Source organism: Klebsiella planticola (assembly GCF_000783935.2).
GTDB lineage: Bacteria > Pseudomonadota > Gammaproteobacteria > Enterobacterales > Enterobacteriaceae > Klebsiella > Klebsiella planticola.
Genome location: NZ_CP026047.1, coordinates 5,048,457 through 5,071,779 on the forward strand (window position 1 = coordinate 5,048,457; position 23,323 = coordinate 5,071,779).

General features: G+C 56.6%; 25 protein-coding genes. 9 read left to right on the forward strand and 16 right to left on the reverse strand.

Annotated features, from left to right (window positions below):
* From MC50_RS24310 to nasR, 4 genes are all read right to left on the reverse strand, one after another.
* Complete coding sequence (locus MC50_RS24310) at positions 1 to 789, reverse strand: ABC transporter ATP-binding protein (protein ID WP_047665141.1); 789 nt, start codon at positions 787 to 789, stop codon at positions 1 to 3.
* A gap of 10 nt (positions 790 to 799) precedes the next feature.
* Positions 800 to 1,684, reverse strand: a complete 885-nt coding sequence (gene ntrB, locus MC50_RS24315) for a nitrate ABC transporter permease (RefSeq protein WP_004863487.1) — start codon at positions 1,682 to 1,684, stop codon at positions 800 to 802.
* A gap of 1 nt (position 1,685) precedes the next feature.
* A complete protein-coding gene (locus tag MC50_RS24320; protein ID WP_032697397.1) occupies positions 1,686 to 2,942 on the reverse strand; it encodes an ABC transporter substrate-binding protein in 1,257 nt (418 codons plus the stop codon).
* A 269-nt stretch (positions 2,943 to 3,211) separates the two neighbouring features.
* Positions 3,212 to 4,399, reverse strand: coding sequence for a nitrate regulatory protein NasR (gene nasR / locus MC50_RS24325; RefSeq protein ID WP_046852283.1), 1,188 nt, complete (start codon positions 4,397 to 4,399; stop codon positions 3,212 to 3,214).
* Between the two features lie 70 nt (positions 4,400 to 4,469).
* Here nasR and MC50_RS24330 point away from each other — a divergent pair, with 70 nt between their 5' ends.
* Together MC50_RS24330 and MC50_RS24335 are read left to right on the forward strand one after the other, a co-directional pair.
* On the forward strand, positions 4,470 to 4,823 hold the full coding sequence (locus MC50_RS24330; protein ID WP_032687103.1) for a DsrE/DsrF/TusD sulfur relay family protein: 354 nt from the start codon (positions 4,470 to 4,472) through the stop codon (positions 4,821 to 4,823).
* A 240-nt stretch (positions 4,824 to 5,063) separates the two neighbouring features.
* Positions 5,064 to 5,306 carry a DUF1883 domain-containing protein gene (locus tag MC50_RS24335; protein ID WP_004863495.1) on the forward strand — a complete coding sequence of 81 codons (243 nt, stop codon included), beginning with the start codon at positions 5,064 to 5,066 and terminating at the stop codon, positions 5,304 to 5,306.
* Between the two features lie 31 nt (positions 5,307 to 5,337).
* On the opposite strand, the gene MC50_RS24340 is transcribed toward MC50_RS24335, so the two are convergent.
* Entirely contained in the window at positions 5,338 to 6,018 is a 681-nt protein-coding gene (locus tag MC50_RS24340; protein ID WP_032697400.1) for a gamma-glutamylcyclotransferase, read from the reverse strand.
* Between the two features lie 150 nt (positions 6,019 to 6,168).
* On the reverse strand, positions 6,169 to 6,399 hold the full coding sequence (gene chaB, locus MC50_RS24345; protein WP_032697401.1) for a putative cation transport regulator ChaB: 231 nt from the start codon (positions 6,397 to 6,399) through the stop codon (positions 6,169 to 6,171).
* A 264-nt stretch (positions 6,400 to 6,663) separates the two neighbouring features.
* On the opposite strand from chaB, the gene chaA reads away from it, so the two are divergent.
* The gene (gene chaA, locus MC50_RS24350; protein WP_032697402.1) at positions 6,664 to 7,764 is read left to right on the forward strand and encodes a sodium-potassium/proton antiporter ChaA; all 1,101 of its coding nucleotides are present in this window, start codon (positions 6,664 to 6,666) and stop codon (positions 7,762 to 7,764) included.
* Positions 7,765 to 7,881: 117 nt separating this feature from the next.
* Here chaA and kdsA read toward each other — a convergent pair whose 3' ends face one another.
* Genes kdsA through hemA form a run of 6 tightly spaced genes read right to left on the reverse strand, consistent with a single transcriptional unit; the run spans position 7,882 to position 13,212 of the window.
* Positions 7,882 to 8,736 carry a 3-deoxy-8-phosphooctulonate synthase gene (gene kdsA / locus MC50_RS24355; protein WP_004863512.1) on the reverse strand — a complete coding sequence of 285 codons (855 nt, stop codon included), beginning with the start codon at positions 8,734 to 8,736 and terminating at the stop codon, positions 7,882 to 7,884.
* A 39-nt stretch (positions 8,737 to 8,775) separates the two neighbouring features.
* Positions 8,776 to 9,588, reverse strand: a complete 813-nt coding sequence (gene sirB1, locus MC50_RS24360) for an invasion regulator SirB1 (RefSeq protein ID WP_032687101.1) — start codon at positions 9,586 to 9,588, stop codon at positions 8,776 to 8,778.
* Between the two features lie 3 nt (positions 9,589 to 9,591).
* Entirely contained in the window at positions 9,592 to 9,984 is a 393-nt protein-coding gene (sirB2, locus tag MC50_RS24365) for an invasion regulator SirB2 (RefSeq protein WP_004863518.1), read from the reverse strand.
* Positions 9,981 to 10,832 carry a peptide chain release factor N(5)-glutamine methyltransferase gene (prmC, locus tag MC50_RS24370; RefSeq protein ID WP_046852282.1) on the reverse strand — a complete coding sequence of 284 codons (852 nt, stop codon included), beginning with the start codon at positions 10,830 to 10,832 and terminating at the stop codon, positions 9,981 to 9,983. Before prmC ends, sirB2 begins: the two co-directional genes overlap by 4 nt.
* The gene (gene prfA / locus MC50_RS24375) at positions 10,832 to 11,914 is read right to left on the reverse strand and encodes a peptide chain release factor 1 (RefSeq protein ID WP_004863527.1); all 1,083 of its coding nucleotides are present in this window, start codon (positions 11,912 to 11,914) and stop codon (positions 10,832 to 10,834) included. The genes prmC and prfA overlap by 1 nt, the downstream gene beginning before the upstream one ends.
* A gap of 41 nt (positions 11,915 to 11,955) precedes the next feature.
* Entirely contained in the window at positions 11,956 to 13,212 is a 1,257-nt protein-coding gene (hemA, locus tag MC50_RS24380; protein ID WP_004863529.1) for a glutamyl-tRNA reductase, read from the reverse strand.
* Positions 13,213 to 13,485: 273 nt separating this feature from the next.
* Here hemA and lolB point away from each other — a divergent pair, with 273 nt between their 5' ends.
* The 4 genes from lolB to dauA all read left to right on the forward strand — a co-directional run bounded on the left by lolB (position 13,486) and on the right by dauA (position 17,878).
* Positions 13,486 to 14,097 carry a lipoprotein insertase outer membrane protein LolB gene (gene lolB, locus MC50_RS24385; protein ID WP_032687099.1) on the forward strand — a complete coding sequence of 204 codons (612 nt, stop codon included), beginning with the start codon at positions 13,486 to 13,488 and terminating at the stop codon, positions 14,095 to 14,097.
* Positions 14,097 to 14,948: a 4-(cytidine 5'-diphospho)-2-C-methyl-D-erythritol kinase gene (ispE, locus tag MC50_RS24390; RefSeq protein WP_164887109.1), complete on the forward strand. Its 852-nt coding sequence runs from the start codon at positions 14,097 to 14,099 to the stop codon at positions 14,946 to 14,948. The genes lolB and ispE overlap by 1 nt, the downstream gene beginning before the upstream one ends.
* A gap of 178 nt (positions 14,949 to 15,126) precedes the next feature.
* Positions 15,127 to 16,074, forward strand: a complete 948-nt coding sequence (gene prs, locus MC50_RS24400) for a ribose-phosphate diphosphokinase (protein ID WP_004863536.1) — start codon at positions 15,127 to 15,129, stop codon at positions 16,072 to 16,074.
* A gap of 124 nt (positions 16,075 to 16,198) precedes the next feature.
* A complete protein-coding gene (dauA, locus tag MC50_RS24405; RefSeq protein WP_071999974.1) occupies positions 16,199 to 17,878 on the forward strand; it encodes a C4-dicarboxylic acid transporter DauA in 1,680 nt (559 codons plus the stop codon).
* Here dauA and MC50_RS29300 read toward each other — a convergent pair whose 3' ends face one another.
* Positions 17,879 to 18,121, reverse strand: coding sequence for a response regulator (locus MC50_RS29300; protein ID WP_406628433.1), 243 nt, complete (start codon positions 18,119 to 18,121; stop codon positions 17,879 to 17,881). It lies immediately after the preceding gene.
* 204 nt (positions 18,122 to 18,325) lie between these two features.
* A complete protein-coding gene (gene ychH / locus MC50_RS24415) occupies positions 18,326 to 18,601 on the reverse strand; it encodes a stress-induced protein YchH (protein ID WP_032687095.1) in 276 nt (91 codons plus the stop codon).
* A gap of 272 nt (positions 18,602 to 18,873) precedes the next feature.
* On the opposite strand from ychH, the gene pth reads away from it, so the two are divergent.
* Together pth and ychF are read left to right on the forward strand one after the other, a co-directional pair.
* Complete coding sequence (pth, locus tag MC50_RS24420; protein WP_032687094.1) at positions 18,874 to 19,458, forward strand: aminoacyl-tRNA hydrolase; 585 nt, start codon at positions 18,874 to 18,876, stop codon at positions 19,456 to 19,458.
* 117 nt (positions 19,459 to 19,575) lie between these two features.
* Entirely contained in the window at positions 19,576 to 20,670 is a 1,095-nt protein-coding gene (gene ychF / locus MC50_RS24425; protein ID WP_004863554.1) for a redox-regulated ATPase YchF, read from the forward strand.
* Positions 20,671 to 21,058: 388 nt separating this feature from the next.
* On the opposite strand, the gene fraE is transcribed toward ychF, so the two are convergent.
* Together fraE and MC50_RS24435 are read right to left on the reverse strand one after the other, a co-directional pair.
* Complete coding sequence (gene fraE / locus MC50_RS24430) at positions 21,059 to 22,102, reverse strand: fructose-asparagine asparaginase (RefSeq protein ID WP_047665147.1); 1,044 nt, start codon at positions 22,100 to 22,102, stop codon at positions 21,059 to 21,061.
* A 364-nt stretch (positions 22,103 to 22,466) separates the two neighbouring features.
* On the reverse strand, positions 22,467 to 23,300 hold the full coding sequence (locus MC50_RS24435; protein ID WP_047665150.1) for an SDR family oxidoreductase: 834 nt from the start codon (positions 23,298 to 23,300) through the stop codon (positions 22,467 to 22,469).
* Between the last annotated feature and the right edge of the window lie 23 nt (positions 23,301 to 23,323).

A 23,323-nucleotide genomic window follows, 5' to 3' on the forward strand; every position in this document is an offset into this window, starting at 1 on the left:
TTACGCCGCCTTCGGCTGTTTTTCGTAGAGGAAATGGAGAATCTGCTGGCGCAGGTGGTGATAACGGCTGTCATCCGCCAACTGGACACGATTGCGCGGCCGGGGCAGGTCGATGGCGAGAATCTCTCCCACCGTCGCCGCCGGGCCGTTGGTCATCATCATGACGCGGTCAGAGAGCAGCACCGCTTCATCGACATCGTGGGTAATCATCACGATGGTGGTGTTCAGCGCCTGCTGAATCTGCATCACCGCATCCTGCAAATGGGCGCGGGTCAAGGCGTCGAGCGCGCCAAACGGTTCATCCAGCAGCAGCACCTTCGGCTTCATCGCCAGCGCTCTGGCAATCCCTACCCGCTGCTTCATGCCGCCGGAGATCTCCCCCGGACGCTTGTGCAGCGCGTGGCCCATTTGCACCCGTTCCAGGTTGTGTTCGATCCACTCCTTGCGCTCGGCTTTGCTCATGGTGCGGCGAAAAACCTGGTCAACCGCCAGCGCCACATTGTCAAAGCAGGTCAGCCACGGCAGCAGGGAGTGGTTCTGAAAGACCACCGCGCGCTCGGGGCCCGGTCCGGCGATTTCGCGGTTATCGCACAGCAGCCCGCCTTCCGTGGGTAAGGTAATGCCGGCAATCAGGTTCAGCAGCGTTGATTTACCGCATCCTGAGTGGCCAATCAGGCTGACGGTCTCCCCTTCATAAATGTCGAAAGAGACGTTTTGCAGGGCCAGAAATTCGCCGCTGGCGGTATTGAAGCGCTGGCTGACGGCCTGCACCTGAATTAATGGTTTCATAGCGACTCCCCTATTTTTCTTGCCAGCTGAAGCGACGAGCGATCAGCATCAGCCCCTGCTCCAGCAGCAGGCCGACGACGCCGATAATGACGATGGCGATGATGATGTTTTCCACGTTGAGGTTGTTCCATTCGTTCCAGATCCAGAAACCGATCCCCAGACCGCCGGTCAGCATTTCAGCAGCGACGATCACCAGCCAGGCAATGCCAATCGAGAGACGCACGCCGGTCAGCACCGCGGGCAGCACCGCCGGGAAGAGAATGCGCCGCATCACCGTCCACTCCGAAAGCTGTAAGACCCGAGCCACGTTGAGATAATCCTGCGGAATGCGGCGTACGCCTTCGGCGGTGTTAATCACCATCGGCCAGATAGAGCAGATAAAAATGGTCCAGCTCGAAGCCGGCTCCGCCTTCTGGAACAGCAGCAGGCCAATAGGCAGCCACGCCAGCGGACTGACCGGACGCAGCAGCGCAATCAGCGGATTAAACATGCGGGCAAAGAACAGCGAGCGGCCGATCAAAAAGCCCAGCGGAATACCCACCAGCGCCGCCAACCCGAAGCCCACCGCCACCCGTTGCAGCGAGGCCAGCACGTTCCAGCCGATGCCCATGTCGTTCGGCCCGTCCTGATAGAAAGGATCGGCAAACAGGGTCAGCGCGGAATCGAGCGTACTCAGCGGGGTCGGAAAGCCCTTGCCGTTGATCGCCGCCAGCTGCCAGCAGAGCAAAAGCAGCCCCAGCCCGAGCAGGGGTGGCAGGAGTCGCTGTACGGTTTCACGTAGCCAGCGCCTGACGGGCGGCGTCGGACGCCGGACCTGTACCGGTGGCAGGACAATCACTTCGCCCGGCGTTTTTTCTGTGGCAATAACAGGTTGCGTACTGTGCGCGTGTTTCATTTCATGCCCCCTTACGTTGAATCGCGAAGCCGCGGGCGTAACCTTCCGGATCGGCCCCCGTCCAGACCGTACCGTCTATCAATGTGCTGCTGCGCATAAGAGCAGCCGGTGTCGAGATGCCGCCCACCGCCTGTGCCGCCTCTTTCCAGACGTCTATGCGGTTAATGCGCCGGGCCACCGCCTGATAATCCGGGGCCGTTTTCAGTAATCCCCAGCGGCGGAACTGGGTTAAAAACCACATCCCGTCCGACAGCCACGGAAAACTCACCTCCCCCTGGTCGTAAAAGCGAATCGGGTGCGCGTCCTGCCAGCGGCGTCCCAGCCCGTTGTCGTACTCCCCGAGCATCCGCCCGGTGAGATACTGCTCTTTGGTATTCAGCCAGGCGCGCTTCGCCAGAATGCGCGCCGTCTCCCGTTTGTTCTCTTCCGAGGCGTCAATCCAGCGCGCCGCATCCAGCACCGCAGCGACCAGCGCGCGGGCGGTATTCGGATTGCGTTCGACCCATTCACTGCGGGTACCGAGAATTTTTTCCGGGTGTTCCGGCCAGATAGCCTGCGAGGTGGTCGCGGTAAAACCGATACGGTCGTTGATCGCCCGCGCGTTCCACGGTTCACCGACGCAAAAGCCAACCATGTTGCCGATGCGCATGTTCATCACCATTTGCGGCGGCGGCACCACCACGGTGCGGACGTCCGCAAACGGGTCGATGCCGCCGCTGGCCAGCCAGTAATAGAGCCACATGGCGTGCGTCCCGGTGGGAAAGGTGTGGGCAAAGGTGTAGCTGCCCGGCGCGCTCTGGCCAATCAGCCGTTTCAACCCGCCGAGGTCGGTCACCCCTTTCTCCCGCAGGTCGCTGGAGAGCGTTATCGCCTGACCATTGCGGTTGAGGGTCATCAGGTTTGCCATTGAGTGCGGCTTGCCGGCGATCCCCAGTTCGAGGCCATACAGCAGGCCGTAGAGAATGTGTGCCGCATCGAGTTCACCGGCGATCAGCTTGTCGCGCACCGCCGCCCAGCTCGCCTCTTTGGTCGGTACCAGGGTAATGCCATATTTTTTATCGAACCCTTTCAGCGACGCGATCGCGATCGGCGCGCAGTCCGTCAGCGGAATAAATCCGACCCGCACGGTAGATTGCTCCGGCTTATCGGATCCTGCCGCCCATGCGGCCTGCATCACGCCGGGCAACAACATCGCCCCGCCCAGCGCGGCGCCTGCCTGTAAAAAATGCCGTCGTGAAATCGAAAATTTATCGCCCATACCCGCTCCAGAACACGCAAAAAAAAAGCGCCCGACAGTGCTGATGCACTGCAGGACGCCTTTATCCCTGGACACACAAACCGCCGTTGGCCTGTTGCCCAAAATTGTTTACTGAACGATTTAACGCGTTAACCGTTGTCTGCAGGATATTGCAAAACAGATGCCAATGTTCACAGACGCGGTATTAAGCCGTTTTCCACTTTGCTCGGGGCGGCTTCCCCCCGCTAATTGCACCGCTGACAGGCAGCCTTTGCCCAACCATCGTGCATCTACTCCTTTGGAGTTATGGACCACAACGCCTTTACCGTCAGCAGCGCACGGGCGATTTCCACCATCCTCTGGTTCTTATCCATCGCCATTTTCCGCAACGTCTGCCAGGCCTGTTCTTCCTGCATTCCCTGATGATCCATCAGCACGCTTTTCGCTTTTTCAATCAGCTTGCGCTCTTCGAGCGTATCTTTTAGTGAGGCCAGTTGCCCGGAGAGCTGCTGGAGTTCGAAGGCCTGCTGGCGAACCAGCGGCAGCAGCTGTTTGTCGAGACGGCGCGCGATGCCGTCGTCCCCCTCTTCCTCCGGCCAGATGGCGGGCGGCGCTTCGCCGCTGAGCAGTTTATCGGCGACGCTCAACAGGTCGTCAATCAGCCGCTCTTCCAGACCGCGCATCTGCTCCAGACGCTGCGTTTGGGCGCAAAACCAACGCAACGCCGTCTCCCCCTCATCCGCCGGGGGCTGTCGGGTACAGGCGATCCGCCGCAGCTGCTCAATTTCCAGACTGGCCTGGCATTGAGTCATAAACAGCGTGGTCTGCGGCACCTCCGCCAGCGCCTGGAAACTGTCAAAACAGGGCTGCTGACCATCGATTCTGTCCACCAGCAGCTGACGAAGCTCATCGCTAAACTGACCGCGGGCAAAGCCGGATGCCCCCAGCGCGCGCTCCTGCCCCACCAGCTCTTTCCCCTGCATAAAGCTGTAGAGCGCCACCATGCGCCCGGCAATTTGCGGGTCGTCAATGCTGTCGTTGAGCTGCGGGACAATATTTAATAAGTGGCGGATAATACGACTAAACTGGTTTGTCGCCTCTTCGGCGATGATAGCGCGGCCGCGCACGGCGTCGCGCAGCGTCAACAACTGTTCCAGATACCAGAGTGCGCTGGCAATCCGCCAGCACAGCGCGCCGCTGGCGCACTCCCGCACCGCTTCCAGCGCTTCGCGAAAGGCGATAAGCTGCTCATCCACCAGCGCCGAGCCCGCCCGGCACTCCGCGGCATAGAGCCGTCCAGCGGAGCAGAGCCAAAGGTTGGACGCACCGCGTTCGCACTGTAGCATGTGTACCAGCGCGCTTATCCGGCTTGCCAACGTCCCCTGCTGCGCCAGCTGGCGTAGCTGCTCTTTTTGCAGCTGCCGCGCGCGATGAAACCACCTGTTGGCCTCAGGCGTGATGCCAGCCGTATTATTCATACCCCCTCCCGGGTCAACGCTTTATACTTTAACCACAAGCAATAACCGTGCCTTATACCAAGGAGTCCTTATGCAAAGTATTGTGATTATCGCCAACGGCGCCGCCTACGGTAGCGAATCGCTGTTCAATAGCCTGCGCCTGGCGATTGCCCTGCGTGAACAGCAGTCTGAACTCGATCTGAAGCTGTTTTTAATGTCTGACGCGGTGACGGCTGGCCTGCGAGGACAGAAGCCGGCGGAAGGCTATAACATTCAGCAAATGCTGGAGATCCTCACCGCCCAGAATGTCCCGGTGAAATTGTGCAAAACCTGCACCGATGGCCGCGGTATCACCGCGCTGCCGCTGATTGACGGCGTGGAGATTGGTACTCTGGTGGAGCTGGCGCAGTGGACGCTGGCGGCCGATAAAATCCTGACCTTCTGAAGAAAGGGCCTCTGGCGGGATTTAATATCACCGAGGCCGCGTTTGTTAATCGAAAAGATATGTCAGCTGAATGCTTTCAGGAAGAACATCATTTTTGTTTAATCTTTATCCCTTTTTTTGATCAAAATCAGCATTCGTCTGCCCCCCATTTGGTGTTATGCCATGAGTAAAGTGTGAACAATATCACGCGCGGGATTGAGCAGGCAGGATGCTGTAGACAGACAACAACGGGGTAGATAAATGGCAATGGTTAAAGCAAGTTTGATGTTGTTTGGCGGTGATACGCTGGTGGTTCGTTGTTCTGAACGCTGCCATATTCACCTGATGAGCGCGAAGGCTGCCGGCGACAGCCATGCGGATATTCTGAGCGTCCAGGATCGCGACAGCGCCTATCTGACCGTGCCGTATAACGGCACCTGGAACGTACTGATCGATAGCCACAGCCAGTCACTGGAGCACTCCATTAGCTACGTTCCCGCCTGATAGCACCTGCCCGGGATAGCCCGGGCATTTTTCAGGCCAGCCCCGGCTGGCTGTTCTCTCCCAGCAGCGTGCGTACTGTCCCGACAAGATCGTCAAGACAATCATCGTGCATACCGAGTTTGCGTAGTTCCTGATCCAGGGAGAACAGGTACTGGGCATTCGTGCCGAGCGGCCCGCTGGCTTTGGCGATCAGCGGCGCAATGACCTGGGCGCGGGTATCCGGTTCGAACAGCGGATGGCGAGGATCCATAATAAACACCAGCGCGTTCACCGTCCGCCCGTCATCGAGATCCAGCTTACACCAGGTCGGCATATAGCAACCGGTGATCATCTCCCGCTTCCACAGCAGCGTCAGCTCATCTTCCAGCGTCTCATCAGGGAGTCGATAGGCCACGCCGGTGGTACGCCCGCCCTCTTTCAGCGCCAGCATGCGCCCCGGCTGGCAGGCGCTGCCCCGCCCGGCGGTCAGCCGCAGGCAGAAGGCGCGGTGCCAGCCCGGAAGCGTACCGGTACAGGTTTCGCGATACTCAAGAGCCGGGTTCCACATCAGCGAACCGTAGCCAAAAATCCATACTGAGCCGGCATCCGGACGACAGGCCAACGTTGCCGCCAGGGAAGCGGCCCGTTGCTCTGCCGACCAGAGAAGCGATTCCTCAATAGCACCAAACGCCGTCTTACAATCCGCATTGATTAAGAAATCACGTGTTAACACTGTCTACTACCTCCGCCACTGCCCGCTTCCCGGCGATTATCTGATGGCATCCGTGAAATATTGCCGAATTATTATCCAGCTTTCGCCGACAATAAGCAATGAACGACACGCTGGCAAGGCGCGGAGCAGCAGATGAGGCAGCAGGAGCGATTATTTTTTCTTATGCCACTTATCATCGTCCCCTTTTTGATAGTCATTCTTGACCGCAGCCCAGGCGACCTTATGCGCCGTCTCTTCACGGCTGGCGTCGTCCCGCCGGTCCGCTTTGTGCTTATACTGCTCCCAGGCGCTATTAAACGCTTCTTTATAGATCTCCTGGGCATGGGCCGGCAACACGTGCTGGACGCTATCGGGTAACGCTTGTTTACTGCGATAAGGCATATGCACCTCCGAATGGTGGTGAAAATATAAGTCTGGGACGCTGATTGAGGGCTTTCAAGGCGAAGTATAAGCCATAAGCATTTTTAGTAATTATCTGAATAATAAATACAAAATTGAAATAATGATAAGTTATGACAATTTCAGAGCATTAGTTAACAATAGCCGTAAATTTAAGTAAAAAAACAATTCAGATAGCAAAATGTCTGTTATTTTATCTACTTACGGTATCTATAATTATAACACCTGCATAAATGGAGATGGTTCATGACGCATGTACATGAGGCGGTGAAAACCCGCCACAAGGAGACATCGCTTGTTTTCCCGATTCTGGCGCTGGCGGTGCTTATCTTCTTCGGAAGTAGTCAGTCACTGCCAGCGGTCATTGGCATTAACATTCTGGCCTTAGTGGGCATTCTGTGTAGCGCATTCAGCGTTGTACGCCACGCGGACGTTCTCGCCCACCGCCTCGGCGAGCCGTACGGTTCGTTAATTTTAAGTCTTTCCGTGGTGATTCTTGAAGTCAGCCTGATTTCTGCCTTAATGGCAACCGGCGACGCGGCCCCGACGCTGATGCGCGATACGCTCTATTCAATCATTATGATTGTCACCGGCGGTCTGGTCGGCTTTTCTCTGCTGCTGGGCGGGCGTAAATTCGCCACCCAGTACATGAATTTGTTTGGTATCAAGCAGTATCTCATCGCCCTGTTCCCGCTGGCGATTATTGTGCTGGTCTTTCCGATGGCGCTACCGGGCGCGAATTTCAGCACCGGGCAGGCGCTGCTGGTAGCGCTGATTTCCGCTGCCATGTACGGCGTGTTTCTGTTGATTCAGACCAAAACCCACCAGAGCCTGTTTATTTATGAGCATGAAGACGACGGCGACGACGACGACCCGCATCACGGCAAACCGTCCGCTCACAGCAGCGCCTGGCACACCGCGTGGCTGTTAATTCACCTGGTCGCCGTTATCGCGGTCACTAAGATGAATGCGAACCCGCTTGAGACGCTGCTGACCAGCATGAACGCGCCGGTGGCCTTTACCGGCTTCCTGGTCGCGCTGCTGATCCTCTCGCCGGAAGGGCTCGGCGCATTGAAAGCGGTACTTAACAATCAGGTGCAGCGCGCGATGAACCTGTTCTTCGGTTCGGTGCTGGCGACGATTTCGCTGACCGTGCCGGTGGTCACCTTAATCGCCTTCTTAACCGGCAATGAGCTGCAATTTGGTCTTGGCGCACCGGAAATGATTGTGATGGTCGCCTCGCTGCTGTTGTGCCAGATCTCCTTCTCTACCGGGCGCACCAATGTGCTGAACGGCGCCGCGCACCTGGCGCTCTTCGCCGCTTATCTGATGACCATTTTTGCCTGACCGCTCTCCCCCGGCGTCGTTGCGTCGGCCGGGGGAGCGTTGTTCACCGTTACTGACGCATAAAAAAAGCCTGCCGGTTTTACAACGGGCAGGCTTTTCGCATTCAGGCGCGCTGAATTAGTTGCTGGTATCCAGCTCTTCAAAGTTCTTCACCAGATCGTCAATCGCTTTGATCTGCTTCAGGAACGGCTCCAGTTTAGCCAGCGGCAGCGCGGACGGGCCATCGCATTTCGCATGTTCCGGGTCCGGATGCGCTTCGAGGAACAGCCCTGCCAGGCCGGTTGCCATACCGGCACGCGCCAGCTCGGTCACCTGAGCACGACGACCGCTGGACGCAGCGCCAAACGGGTCGCGACACTGCAGCGCGTGGGTCACGTCGAAGATAACCGGCGAGTTGTTGGACACTTTCTTCATCACGCCAAAGCCCAGCATGTCGACAACCAGGTTGTCATAGCCGAAGTTCGCCCCGCGATCGCAGAGGATAACTTTGTCGTTACCGCCTTCGATAAACTTGTCGACGATGTTACCCATCTGGCCCGGGCTGACAAATTGCGGTTTCTTCACGTTGATCACCGCGCCGGTTTTCGCCATCGCTTCAACCAGATCGGTCTGGCGCGCCAGGAAAGCTGGCAGCTGGATAACGTCAACCACGTCAGCAACCGGCTGCGCCTGGCTTGCTTCATGAACGTCGGTGATGATTTTCACGCCGAAGGTCTGCTTCAGCTCCTGGAAAATTTTCATCCCTTCTTCCAGACCCGGCCCCCGATAGGAGTGAATGGAAGAACGGTTGGCTTTATCAAAAGAGGCTTTGAACACGTAAGGAATGCCCAGCTTCTGCGTGACGGTCACATAGTGTTCGCAGATGCGCATCGCGAGATCGCGGGATTCCAGCACGTTCATCCCACCAAACAGGACGAAAGGCAGGTCGTTTGCTACGTTGATATCACCAATGCTAACCACTTTTTGTTTCATAAGATCGCCTTATCAGGGTGTAACCGGATTCATTCCAGATTAGTGAAGAGTAATTTGTTTATGCGAAATGGTGTTAATTTGCGCGCGGATCATTTCGCTGATCGGGTCCTCCGGACACTGTTCGACGAAATAGCTCAAATCCAGCAGCGCAACATGATCGCAATCAAGCTGGGCGTAGATCAGCCCGCGGTCGCGAATCTCGTACGGATCTTCCGGATTAAACTGCAGCAGCGCTTCGCTGGCACGCAGGGCCAGCTCCATCTGCCGCTCTTCCATCAGCGCCGATTTTAAGGTGTCGAGCAGCTTGTGGATCACTTCGGCGTTATCCGCCTCGTCGAGATCCTCATTGAACAGCTCGGCAACCGGACTAATATTGCCCTTCAGCCAGACTTCCAGCGTGTGTTCGTTGAGCGTTTCACCGTTGAACGGGTTAATCAGCCACATCTCTTCGCTGGTTTCCGGGTCGGCGCGCAGCAGCAGCTGCGTCGGGAAGATAACCGGCACCAGCGGCAGCGACAGGCGCTGGGCAATCCACAGCACGATAGCCCCTAATGACGCCGCGCTCCCCTGACGATTAATCAGGACTTTGTCGATCCACAAAGCATCCGACAGCCGGTAAACGCCGTGGGAATCGCGAAAGCCCCACTCATGGTAGAACAGCTCCAGCAGCCGCTCCAGCTGACGCTCCTGATCCCAGGAGGAGGCAATTTCCTCCTGCGCCAGCCCCAGCAGCCGCTCCAGTTCATCCTGCACATAGTGCGTCGGAAAATCGTCGCGGATTAATTCAGAAATGAGGACCATGCCATCGCACAATGGCGCTTTATTAAATTCGAAATCAGCTAATGACCTCATGACTTACCCCAGTAACGGTGTTCTTGTAATGGCGAGTTGTATGATGATGAACAACACCACCAAAGCCAACAGAAAGGCAATAAACCGACTCTGTTGGCTGCGCGGGCGACGACGGCCCAGCGCGATAAAACCCAATGCGATGTAAATAATAACGCCAAACAGCTTTTCAGTCAGCCATGAGCCGTCTTCAGTGAAAGGCAGATAGTGCGTTATGGCCATTAATCCTGCGCCGCTCAGAAATAACAGCGTGTCGCTGCAGTGCGGCGCAATACGCACCCAGCGCTGGTTCAGCCGGGCATTGCCGCTGTAGGTCCACCAGTAGCGCAACGTAAATAAACTGACGGAAACCACCACACACGCTATATGCAGATACAGCACCGCGCTAAACAGATTCATATGCCAGCTTTCTCCATGCCGGAAAACCGCCCTGTCGTCAGGCGGTCATTATCGCCGTAGTCACGGCAGGTCGTCACATCGTGGTAACCCGCTTCACGGAACAGCGCCCGTACCGCGTCCCCCTGCTTCCAGCCGTGTTCCAGCAGCATCAGTCCGTCGGGCGTCAGGAAACGGCGTCCTTCCCGGATGATATGCGCGAGGTCGGCCAGGCCGTTATCGGCGGCAACCAGCGCCGTTTTTGGCTCAAAACGAACATCGCCCTGCTCAAGATGCGGATCGGCTTCGTCGATATAGGGCGGGTTGCTGACAATCATGGCGAACCGCTGCCCGGCCAGCGCGCTGAACCAGTGGCTTTGCAGCACGCTGACGTTAGTGATGGCAAGGCGCTCAGCGTTACGCGCGGCTAATGCCGCCGCATCGGGCATGAAATCCACCGCCGTTACCTGACAGTCCGGGCGTTCACTGGCTAACGCCAGGGCGATCGCGCCGGTGCCGGTACCTAAATCCAGAATCCGGCACGGCGTAGCCGGCAGCCGCGCCAGCGCCTGCTCGACGAGGCATTCGGTATCCGGGCGCGGAATAAGCGTTGCGGGGGAAACCAGCAGCGGCAGCGACCAGAACTCACGCTCGCCCACCAGGTGGGCTATCGGCTCGCCGCGCTGGCGGCGGCTCAGCAGCGTCTCCAGCTGCGCCTGCTGTTCCCCGGTCAGCACCGTTTCACCGAAGGCGAGAAGCCAGGTCCGCGCCCGGCCGGTCACGTGCCCTAACAGGATCTCGGCGTCGCGTCGCGGGCTTTCACTCGCGCTCAGTCGGGCAATCGCCTGCGCCAGCCACTGTTGAAAGGTCATCATTCCTGCTCGGAAAGCGCGGCCAGCTGATCGGCCTGATATTCCTGCACAATCGGCTCAATCAGCATATCCAGTTTCCCTTCCATCGCTTCGTCCAGACGATAGAGGGTCAGGTTGATGCGGTGGTCGGTCACGCGGCCCTGCGGAAAGTTATAGGTGCGGTTACGATCGCTGCGATCGCCGCTGCCCAGCAGGTTACGCCGGGTTGAGGCTTCCGCCTGCTGACGCTTAGCGATTTCCGCGGCGCGAATACGCGCACCGAGTACCGACAGCGCTTTGGCTTTGTTTTTGTGCTGCGAACGCTCGTCCTGGCACTCCACCACTATCCCGGTCGGTAGGTGGGTAATACGGATCGCCGAATCGGTGGTGTTAACGTGCTGACCGCCGGCCCCGGAGGAGCGGAAAGTATCAATCCGCAAATCGCCGGGGTTAATATCCGGCATTTCGGCTTCCGGCAGCTCCGGCATCACCGCCACGGTACAGGCGGAGGTGTGAATACGGCCCTGGGATTCGGTGGCCGGCACGCGCTGTACGCGATGACCGCCGGACTCAAATTTCAGACGGCCATACACGCCATCGCCGCTGATTTTGGCAATCACCTCTTTATAACCGCCATGTTCGCCTTCGTTGGCGCTCATGATCTCCACGCGCCAGCGGCGGGATTCGGCGTAACGGCTGTACATCCGGAACAGATCGCCGGCAAACAGCGCCGCTTCATCACCGCCGGTACCGGCGCGGACTTCGACAAAGGCGTTGCGTTCATCATCCGGATCCTTCGGCAGCAGCAGCACCTGCAGCTGTTGCTCCATCTCTTCGCTTTTCGCTTTCGCGTCGCGCAGTTCTTCCTGCGCCATTTCGCGCATTTCCGCATCGTCGAGCATCATCTGCGCAGTTTCGATATCGTCCTGCACCTGGCGCCATTCGGTATAGCAGCGCGCCACGTCGCTCAGCTGCGCATATTCCCGCGACAGCGCGCGGAATCGATCCTGATCGGCGATGGTCGCAGCATCACCCAGCAGCGCCTGAACTTCCTCATGGCGTTCGTACAGAGCTTCCAGTTTGGCAACAATAGAAGGCTTCATAGGCGTGAATTCACCCTGTCCTGAAAAAAGAGAAATGTGCGCTATTCCAGCCCGAGGCTGTTGCGCAGAATATGCAGGCGTTCATCATCCCCGTCACGGGCTGCCTGCTGAAGAGATTTGGTTGGTGCGTGGATCAGGCGATTGGTCAGCTTGCGCGCCAGATCCTGCATGATTTCCTGCGCATCGCCGCCCTGCTCCAGCGCAGCCAGCGCTTTCGCCGTCAGCTCCTCACGGACCTGCTCGGACTGGGAACGATATTCGCGGATAGTCTCGCTGGCGCTCTGGGCTCGCAGCCAGGCCATAAATTCGCTGGTTTCCTGCTCGACGATCGTTTCCGCCTGTACCGCCGCGGCTTTACGCTGCGCCAGGTTATGCTGAATGATGTTTTGCAGATCGTCTACGCTGTACAGATAGGCGTTCGCCAGCTTACCCACTTCGGGTTCGACATCGCGAGGCACCGCGATATCAACCAGCAGCATCGGCTGATTACGCCGCGCCTTCAGCGCACGCTCCACCATCCCCTTACCGATAATCGGCAGCGGGCTGGCGGTCGAACTGATGATGATGTCGGCCTCTTTTAGTCGCTCGTCGATATCGCTCAGGGCGATAACCTCCGCACCGACTTCCTCGGCCAGAGCCTGCGCACGCTCGCGGGTACGGTTAGCAATCACCATATTGCGCACGTTGTGTTCACGCAGATGACGCGCCACCAGTTCGATGGTTTCCCCGGCACCGACCAGCAGCACCGTCACGCTTGAAAGGGATTCGAAGATTTGTCGCGCCAGCGTACAGGCGGCGAAAGCCACGGAGACCGCGCTGGCGCCGATATCGGTTTCGGTGCGCACGCGTTTTGCCACCGAGAACGACTTCTGGAACATCCGCTCCAGTTCGCTGACGTTCAGGTGACCGCGGCTGGAATCGGCGAAGGCTTTTTTCACCTGTCCCAGAATCTGTGGTTCGCCAAGCACCAGCGAATCAAGGCCGCTGGCGACGCGCATCAGATGGCTGACCGCATCATTATCCTGATGCCAGTACAGACTTTTACGCAGGTCTTCTTCATTAAGATGGTGGTAATCACACAGCCAGCGGATGAGCGCTTCCTGCAGATTATCCTGTTCCTCAACGCTGAGATACAGCTCCGTACGGTTACAGGTCGACAGCACCACACCGCCCTGCACCATTGGCTGAGCCAGCAAGCTCTCCAGCGCCTTATCGAGCGTGTCCGGCGAAAACGTTACGCGTTCTCGCAGCGCGACCGGGGCTGTTTTGTGATTAATGCCAAGAGCTAAAAGGGTCATTGTGAGGGAGTAGTACCAGCGTTGCTAAGGTTAGTCTGAGCGCATCATACAGGATGCGCGGAATCAATAAAAGAGACGCTCCCCTTTTGGAGTAATAGGCATCGGGCTTAAAAGCCATTAACGGTAATTTTTTGATTTCAGACAATTTGAACGTAGACGCTATCGCCGGGCAACGCTAGCATTAAGGGTTATAATTGTAACCCGCTACACAAATCGTGTGCGTACCGACCCATCGCCGGATTTCACTGTAGACATCAAGGATTTGTCATCATTATGAATCGACTGCTCCGCCTGTTACCGCTGGCAAGCCTGGTCCTGACCGCCTGTACACTCAACGCCCCGAAAGGCCCTGGCAAAAGCCCTGACTCTCCTCAGTGGCGTCAGCACCAGCAGGATGTCCGCAATCTGAGCCAATACCAGACCCGCGGCGCCTTCGCTTACCTCTCTGATGAACAAAAAGTTTACGCTCGCTTCTTCTGGCAGCAAACCGGCCAGGATCGCTATCGCCTGCTGCTGACCAACCCGTTAGGCAGCACCGAACTGTCGCTGACCGCCCAGCCGGGCAGCGTGACGCTGATCGATAACAAGGGTCAGACCTATACGGCGACCGATGCCGAAGAGATGATTGGCCGCCTGACCGGAATGCCGATTCCACTTAACAGCCTGCGCCAGTGGATCGTCGGCCTGCCGGGCGACGCCACCGACTACTCGCTGGACGATAAATACCGCCTGAGCGAACTGAACTATACGCAGAACGGCAAAACCTGGCACGTCACCTACGGCGGCTATACCAGCGATACTCAGCCATCGCTGCCGGCCAACATGGAGCTGAACAACGGCAGTCAGCGTATCAAGCTGAAAATGGATAACTGGATTGTGAAATGATGACCCGCTGGCCCTCTCCTGCAAAGCTGAACCTGTTTTTGTACATCACTGGACAGCGTGCCGATGGTTATCACACCCTGCAGACGTTGTTTCAGTTCCTTGATTATGGCGACACCTTAACTATCGAACCGCGTCATGACGGTGTACTGCGCCTGCTGACGCCGGTTGCCGGCGTACCCGATGAAGAGAATCTGATTATTCGCGCCGCAAGGCTGCTGATGCAGGCGGCGACGGCATCCGGACAGCTTCCCGCCGGTAGCGGCGCCGATATCAGCATCGACAAACGCCTGCCAATGGGCGGCGGTCTGGGCGGCGGTTCATCCAACGCTGCGACGGTGCTGGTGGCGCTGAATCATCTGTGGGGCTGTGGCTTGTCGGAAGAGGAGCTGGCGACGCTGGGGCTGAGTCTTGGCGCCGATGTGCCGGTATTCGTGCGCGGCCACGCCGCCTTTGCCGAAGGCATTGGCGAGATTCTGACGCCGGTCGAACCGCCAGAAAAGTGGTACCTGGTCGCTCATCCTGGGGTCAGTATTCCGACGCCGATCATTTTCCGTGACCCCGAGCTACCACGAAATACCCCGGTCAGGTCAATAAGTACGTTACTAAAATGTGAATTTCGCAATGATTGCGAGGTTATCGCAAGAAAACGTTTTCGCGAGGTTGATGCGGCGCTTTCCTGGCTGTTAGAATATGCGCCGTCGCGCCTGACTGGCACAGGAGCCTGTGTCTTTGCTGAATTTGACACCGAATCTGCCGCTCGTCAGGTGCTGGAGCAAGCCCCGGAATGGCTACAAGGCTTTGTAGCGCGAGGAGTTAATATCTCCCCGCTCAAGCTAGCCCTACCCAGGTAGTTCTGCTTTTGCACGAATTACCTTAGTACGCCGGGCAAATTGAGTAACGGTGACAACGTCACCCTGTTCCAGACGTTGCATCGTTCTCTTTAAATACACCGCCTGGATAGAAGAGTGCCGTCCGCACGGTTTCTGGCGCTTTTCATCCACCACTGGACGCATGCCTGAGGTTCTTCTCGTGCCTGATATGAAGCTTTTTGCTGGTAACGCCACCCCGGAACTAGCACAACGTATTGCCAACCGCCTGTACACTTCTCTTGGCGACGCCGCTGTAGGTCGTTTTAGCGACGGCGAAGTCAGCGTACAAATCAATGAAAACGTACGCGGTGGTGATATTTTCATCATCCAGTCCACTTGTGCTCCCACCAACGACAACCTGATGGAACTGGTTGTTATGGTTGATGCTCTGCGTCGCGCTTCGGCGGGTCGTATCACCGCTGTTATCCCTTATTTCGGCTATGCTCGTCAGGACCGTCGTGTGCGTTCTGCGCGTGTGCCGATTACCGCGAAAGTGGTTGCCGATTTCCTGTCCAGCGTTGGCGTTGACCGCGTACTGACCGTTGACCTGCATGCAGAACAGATCCAGGGCTTCTTCGACGTTCCGGTTGATAACGTATTCGGCAGCCCTATTCTGCTGGAAGATATGCTGCAGCTGAACCTGGATAACCCGATCGTGGTTTCTCCGGACATCGGTGGCGTGGTGCGTGCGCGCGCTATCGCCAAACTGCTGAACGATACCGATATGGCTATCATCGACAAACGCCGTCCGCGCGCTAACGTTTCTCAGGTGATGCACATCATCGGTGACGTTGCCGGCCGCGACTGCGTTATGGTTGACGATATGATCGATACCGGCGGCACGCTGTGTAAAGCAGCTGAAGCGCTGAAAGAACGTGGTGCGAAACGCGTATTTGCCTACGCCACTCACCCGATCTTCTCCGGCAATGCTATCCAGAACATTAAAAACTCTGTGATTGATGAATTCGTCGTCTGCGATACTATTCCGCTGGCGCCGGAAATCAAAGCGCTGGAAAAAGTGCGTACGCTGACGCTGTCTGGCATGCTGGCAGAAGCGATTCGTCGTATCAGCAACGAAGAATCTATCTCTGCTATGTTCGAACACTAATCGAGCCCGGCCAAAAAACCCGCTGCGGCGGGTTTTTTTGTCTCTGAATCCAATTTGTATGACTAATGCCTCCTTCACCTGCCATTTAGTTGACAGATGATGCGCCCATGGATGAAACATTATTGTGAACAGATTATTTTCCTCACATGTGATGCCTTTCCGCGCCCTCATCGATGCTTGCTGGAAAGAAAAATACACGCTGTCCCGTTTCACCCGCGATCTGATCGCCGGGATCACGGTCGGGATTATTGCTATTCCTCTGGCAATGGCGTTGGCTATTGGCAGCGGTGTCGCGCCGCAGTATGGACTTTATACTGCCGCCGTCGCCGGGATTATTATCGCCCTGACCGGCGGCTCGCGCTTTAGCGTATCCGGGCCAACCGCCGCCTTTGTGGTCATCCTCTATCCGGTGTCACAGCAGTTTGGCCTGGCCGGACTGCTGGTGGCGACGTTGATGTCCGGGGTCTTTTTAATTCTTTTCGGCCTCGCCCGCTTTGGCCGCTTAATTGAATATATCCCGCTGTCCGTTACCCTCGGGTTTACCTCCGGTATTGGTATCACTATCGGTACCATGCAGATAAAAGATTTTCTTGGTCTGCAGATGGCGCACGTTCCCGAGCACTATCTGCAGAAGGTCTCCGCCCTGGTCATGGCGCTGCCGACGGCCAATCCCGGCGATGCGGCGATTGGCGTAGTCACCCTTGGCACGCTGATCCTTTGGCCGCGTCTGGGGATCCGCCTGCCCGGCCACCTGCCTGCGCTGCTGGCAGGCTGTGCGGTGATGGCGATCGTCAATCTTATGGGCGGCCACGTCGCGACCATCGGCTCTCAGTTCCACTATATTCTGGCTGACGGTAGCCAGGGTAACGGGATCCCGCAGCTGCTGCCGCAGCTGGTGCTGCCGTGGGATATGCCAGGCTCCGACTTTACGCTCAGCTGGGCGTCACTGCAGGCGCTGCTGCCGGCGGCCTTCTCGATGGCGATGCTCGGCGCGATTGAATCACTGCTGTGTGCGGTGGTGCTCGACGGGATGACCGGCACTAAGCACAAAGCCAACAGCGAACTGATAGGTCAGGGTCTCGGCAATATCATCGCCCCTTTCTTTGGCGGGATTACCGCCACCGCCGCCATTGCCCGTTCAGCGGCTAACGTCCGCGCCGGCGCAACATCGCCGGTGTCCGCCGTTATCCATGCGCTGCTGGTCATTATGGCGCTGCTGGTGCTGGCGCCGCTGCTCTCCTGGCTTCCGCTGTCTGCGATGGCGGCGCTGCTGCTGATGGTGGCGTGGAATATGAGCGAGGCGCACAAGGTGGTGAATTTGCTGCGCTACGCGCCGAAGGACGACATCGTGGTGATGCTGATGTGCATGTCGCTGACCGTACTGTTTGATATGGTCATCGCTATCAGCGTCGGTATCGTACTGGCCTCGCTGCTGTTCATGCGCCGCATTGCGCGCATGACCCATCTGGCGCCGGTTAACGTTGATGTACCCGACGATGTGCTGGTCCTGCGGGTTATCGGCCCCCTCTTCTTTGCCGCTGCCGAAGGGCTGTTTAACGATCTGGAAACGCGGATTGCAGGGAAGCGGATCGTGGTTCTGAAATGGGATGCGGTGCCGGTACTGGATGCCGGCGGGCTGGATGCCTTCCAGCGCTTCGTCAACAAACTGCCGGAAGGCTGTGAACTGCGCGTCTCTAATCTCGAGTTTCAGCCGCTGCGCACGCTGGCACGGGCGGGCGTTCAGCCGATTCCGGGGCGCCTGAGCTTCTATCCCGACCGTGCTGCCGCTCTGGCAGACATTTAACTATCGTGACGCGGGCGCATGCGCCTGCGTCACCATCACGCCAGTTGCCTGCCGGAGCCAGCCAGACGTCTCCGGCATCATCCAGGTCCCTTTCATCAGGTGCGGTTCGCGCTCCATCGCAAAGCGGCATTTTTGCTCAGTTTGTTCATAGTCAGGTAGCGTGCGGACGGTCATTCCGGCACGTCTCGCCGGTTCACCCACCTGATTAACATCACTGCGCCTGTTGTTCGACCATAGCGCCACTCCGCCGCCTGACGTTTCGTCAGAGTTAAGTGTTAAAGAGAAGGTATTGTATGGTGGAGGCGCAGCCCGGGCCGCAAACGCGTTGAGCCGAAGAAAAGAGGCGACGCGAAAGTAAAACAGCCAGCTACCGGGAAGGCAGCTGGCTGCAAATGAAGACGTTATGCAAGCGCACCCGCCGTGAAACGGCCGGCGCGGTGAACTGGCTTAGCTATGGCGGTGCTGATCGCGGCGGCAGCGTTTATCGTAATGGCGGACCCACCAGTATTTGTCGCAAACCTGTTCATGCCCGCCAACGCGCGCTCCTGCGAGCCAGAGAACGGCGCCGACAAAAATACTTAAAATCGCGCCATGAGCGAAGAACTGCGGCAGGTCAAGCTGCGGAAGCTGGTTTAAAATAGAGTAACCAACGCCAACAACCATGACGACCAATCCTAAACCCATCAGTACATTACCGAGTAACGAAGCGTTTCTGCGTTTCATATGTCACCTCCGGAACCTTGGGTTACCTGGGAATATCCCCAAAACTTATAGGTCTAGTATAGACAATGGGGATAAGGTTGATTGCGTCGGCGATCACATTAGTTAATATCAAATCAACAAAAACTTACAAATAACTTACTGAACAACATCAAATTCTAATGGTTCATAAGGGTAATTATCTCTTTCCCCGCCGTTGAGGCGGCAGAATTTTGTCAACCGCCTCGGCAAACAGTACACTACGCGCCAGAGAACGACCCAAGCAGGATAGAAAAGTGACGATAAAACTGATTGTCGGCCTGGCAAACCCCGGCGCAGAATACGCGGCGACCCGGCACAATGCTGGTGCCTGGTACGTAGATTTACTGGCTGACCGCCATCGCGCCCCGCTGCGCGAAGAGAGCAAATTCTTCGGTTACACCTCGCGGATTAACCTTGCCGGCGAAGATGTCCGCCTGTTGGTCCCGACCACCTTTATGAATCTCAGCGGCAAAGCCGTGGCGGCGATCGCCACCTTCTACCGCATTAATCCGGATGAGATTCTGGTGGCGCACGATGAGCTGGATCTGCCGCCCGGGGTGGCAAAATTTAAGCTCGGTGGCGGCCACGGCGGCCACAACGGTCTGAAAGATATCATCAGCAAGCTCGGTAATAACCCCAACTTTCATCGCTTACGTGTCGGAATTGGCCATCCGGGCGATAAAAACAAGGTTGTCGGCTTTGTGCTGGGTAAACCTCCGACGAGCGAACAGAAACTGATTGATGAAGCCGTTGACGAAGCGGCGCGTTGCACCGAGGTGTGGCTGAAAGAAGGTCTCACCAAAGCGACCAACCGTTTACACGCTTTTAAAGCGCAATAACCGGTCGACGTGCGGAATTTTTGCCGCGCACGGTGTATAATAGCCAAAGCTATTTACTTTTCTGCAATCTGTTCACTATAACAGGTTGATTATCCAAAGATTAAGGTGATTTAAATCATGGGATTCAAATGCGGTATCGTCGGTTTGCCCAACGTCGGCAAATCCACCCTGTTCAATGCGCTCACCAAAGCGGGTATTGAAGCGGCCAACTTCCCCTTCTGTACCATTGAGCCGAACACCGGTGTCGTGCCGATGCCCGATCCGCGTCTGGACAAGCTGGCTGAAATCGTCAAACCACAGCGCATTCTGCCGACCACCATGGAATTCGTCGACATCGCGGGCCTGGTGAAAGGCGCGTCCAAAGGCGAAGGTCTGGGTAACCAGTTCCTGACCAACATCCGTGAAACCGAAGCTATCGGTCACGTGGTGCGCTGCTTCGAGAACGACAACATCATCCACGTGAATAACAAAGTGGATCCGGCAGACGACATCGATGTGATCAACACCGAGCTGGCGCTTTCCGACCTCGATACCTGCGAACGCGCGATTCACCGCGTACAGAAGAAAGCGAAAGGCGGCGATAAAGACGCGAAAGCTGAGCTGGCGGCGCTGGAAAAATGCCTGCCGCAGCTGGAAAATGCCGGCATGCTGCGCGCGCTGAAAAACCTGACCGAAGAAGACAAGGCCGCCATCAAATACCTGAGCTTCCTGACGCTGAAGCCGACCATGTACATCGCTAACGTGAACGAAGACGGTTTTGAGAATAACCCCTACCTCGATAAAGTTCGCGAGATCGCCGCAGCTGAAGGCTCCGTAGTGGTCGCCGTGTGCGCTGCTGTCGAGTCTGATATCGCTGAACTGGACGATGCCGACCGCGATGAGTTCATGGCCGAGCTGGGTCTTGAAGAGCCGGGCCTGAACCGCGTGATCCGTGCCGGTTACGAACTGCTGAACCTGCAGACCTACTTTACCGCTGGCGTCAAAGAAGTTCGCGCGTGGACTATCCCTGTTGGCGCGACCGCTCCGCAGGCGGCAGGCAAAATCCACACCGACTTCGAAAAAGGCTTTATCCGCGCCCAGACCATCGCCTATGAAGACTTTATTACTTACAAAGGTGAGCAAGGGGCAAAAGAAGCCGGTAAGATGCGCGCCGAAGGGAAAGACTACATCGTTAAAGATGGCGACGTCATGAACTTCCTGTTCAACGTCTGATTCCCTTCCTACAGTTTTATGAGATGCCATCCCCTCTCATGAAGACTTAAAACTCACTAAATCCACGCCGTTGCGTGGATTTTTTTTATTTTCATCGCGCCTGGTACATTGCATGAAAGCGCGGGAGAAATGTGAGCATACGCGTAAGTCAGTCGTAGAGGGTGTCAACCCGGCACAAGCCAGAGTTGACTGAAACAATCCGGCTCTGCATCTGGAAAGCATCACCATGCTGCAGGTGAAAAACCGGCTCCCGCCCTGCCGCTGGAGCGACTGCCCGAATACTGGAGTCTATCGGTGGCTATCAACACAGGCATCAGTGACACAGACGGGTAGCCCCGTACAGGGGCTACCCCGGGTATGGCAGGTGCGGAACTATCTCCGGATAAAATTAGTAAGTGTGAAAATATTGCTGAATGAGCTGCGGATTTTTAGTTTGGGTCAGTGCCGTCATCAACAAAATTCGCGCTTTTGCCGGGTTAAGCGAATCGGACACCAGTCCAGGCTGGCCGTCATCAATCGGAACGACACCGCTCCCCGTACGTGAGGCGCGAACGACCACGATACCGGCTTTTTCCGCCTTTTTAATTCCCGCAGCGCTGCGTACAGAGACCGATCCCGCTCCGGTGCCTGCATAAATAATACCGTCGACATGATGCGCAATCGCCGCGTCGTACATATATTCAGGGTCGTCCTGATAGCCATATATAATGACCACTTTGGGCAATGTGTTAAGGTTACGCACGTCAAATACCGAGCGTACAGTGTGAATTTTATCCACACGGGTTTCAAACTGCGGTTTACCGCTCACTATCACCCCAAGATAACCCTCTTCCGGCGCTTTGAAGGTATCCAGTGTCGTGGCATTGGTTTTAGTGACAAAACGGGCAGCACCGATACGATCATTGAGAACCACCATCACTCCGCGTCCTTTCGCCTCCGGGTCAGCCGCTACAGTCACCGCTTCCAGCAGATTCATCGGACCATCGGCGCTGATTGCCGTTGCCGGACGCATCGCTGCCGTAAAGACAACCGGCTTGTTGCTTTTTACGGTCAGGTTAAGGAAGTAAGGCGTCTCATCAAGGGTGTCCGTTCCGTGGGTAATCACGACCCCATCCACATCATCGCGGGCCAGCAGTTCGTTTACGCGTTTTGATAGCTTGAGGATTATCTCGCTGGTCATATTTTCACTGCCAATGTTTGCCAGCTGCTCTCCATCAATGCGGGCCACTTTACTCATCTCAGGCACGGCATTAATCAACGTCTGTACGCCAATTGCTCCGGCTTTATATCCCGTAGTCTGAGTATTACTCGCCGCCGAGCCGGCGATGGTACCTCCTGTAGCAAGGATGACAATATGCGGCAGATGCGTCTCACTTAACGCGAAAGTACTTATTGTCAGTAATGCCATTGCCAGTAATGCTCTAAATTTCATATTGACCTATCCCAAAAAGATAAAATTAAAATTCGCCAGGTACTATTGCAAAAGACTTATTGCAAAAGGCTTGCCAGGAGGAATTTTCTTTTTATCTGCAGATATGTTTAACTTTGATGCAAGAAAAGGGATTCTAATAATTTTGCGCACAAAGCTGGTGCAGCGATGAGCGAAAAGCGGGCATAAAAACTCACAATCAGGCCCAACTCACTTATCCCATCTTGCAGCACTGACCTTTACCCGCCTGTTATCTGCGTCAGCTACAATTGCAGCGGCAGATCGGTTGTTTTCCTTGAAAACCAAACGAAATAAAAATGCTCGTTCCTGCTTCTTTGTCGGTGGTGTGTATATTATCCACGGACAATCACGCATCTTTATCCACGCTCAGCGCCACCGCGCGGGTATCCTCCAGCACCTGTAACCGACTGTTCAGCGCCTCGTTGATAGAATGATACGCCTTACTGCCCAGTGCCAGACGAAACGGTGGCGCCTCCCCATCCGCTGCGTCGATTATCGCAGCGACGGTTTTTAACGCATCGCCGTTAATCGCGATAGTTCCCTGCGCCAGACCGCGGCGCACCTCGCCGGCGGGCGTATTGTCATAACAGGCCATCGGCGAAGCTATATCCAGTCCGCCCGCAAAGTTCGTCGCCGTCGGGCCGGGCTCAGCAATCATAAAATCGATGCCAAAAGGCGCCACTTCCTGGGCGACGGATTCAATAAATCCTTCAACCCCCCATTTGGTGGCGTGATAAAGGCTGAAATTCGGCCAGGCAATCTGCCCGCCTTCTGACGATATCTGCACAATGCGTCCCCCTCCCTGCCGACGCAGAGCGGGTAAGGCGGCCCGAATAAGCTGAATCGGACCGGTGAGATTGGTGGCAATCTGCCGATCAATCTGGGTATCGCTCACCTCTTCCGCCGCGCCGAAGAGCCCGTATCCCGCATTACTGACCAGCACATCGATACGCCCGGCGAAGTCGAATGCCTGCTGTACCGTTCGACGTACCGCATCCGTCTCCGTAACGTCCAGCAGCAGGACATGAAGCTGCCCGCCGTATTGTGCCCGCAGGTCATCCAGCGCGCCGGGCTTGCGCAGGGTAGCAATCACGCTGTCGCCCCGCGCCAGCAGGCGCTCCGTCATCAGGCGTCCAAGACCGGTTGAAGTACCGGTAATTAACCAGGTTTTGCTGCTCATCGTTAGTCTCCAGAAAAGTCATT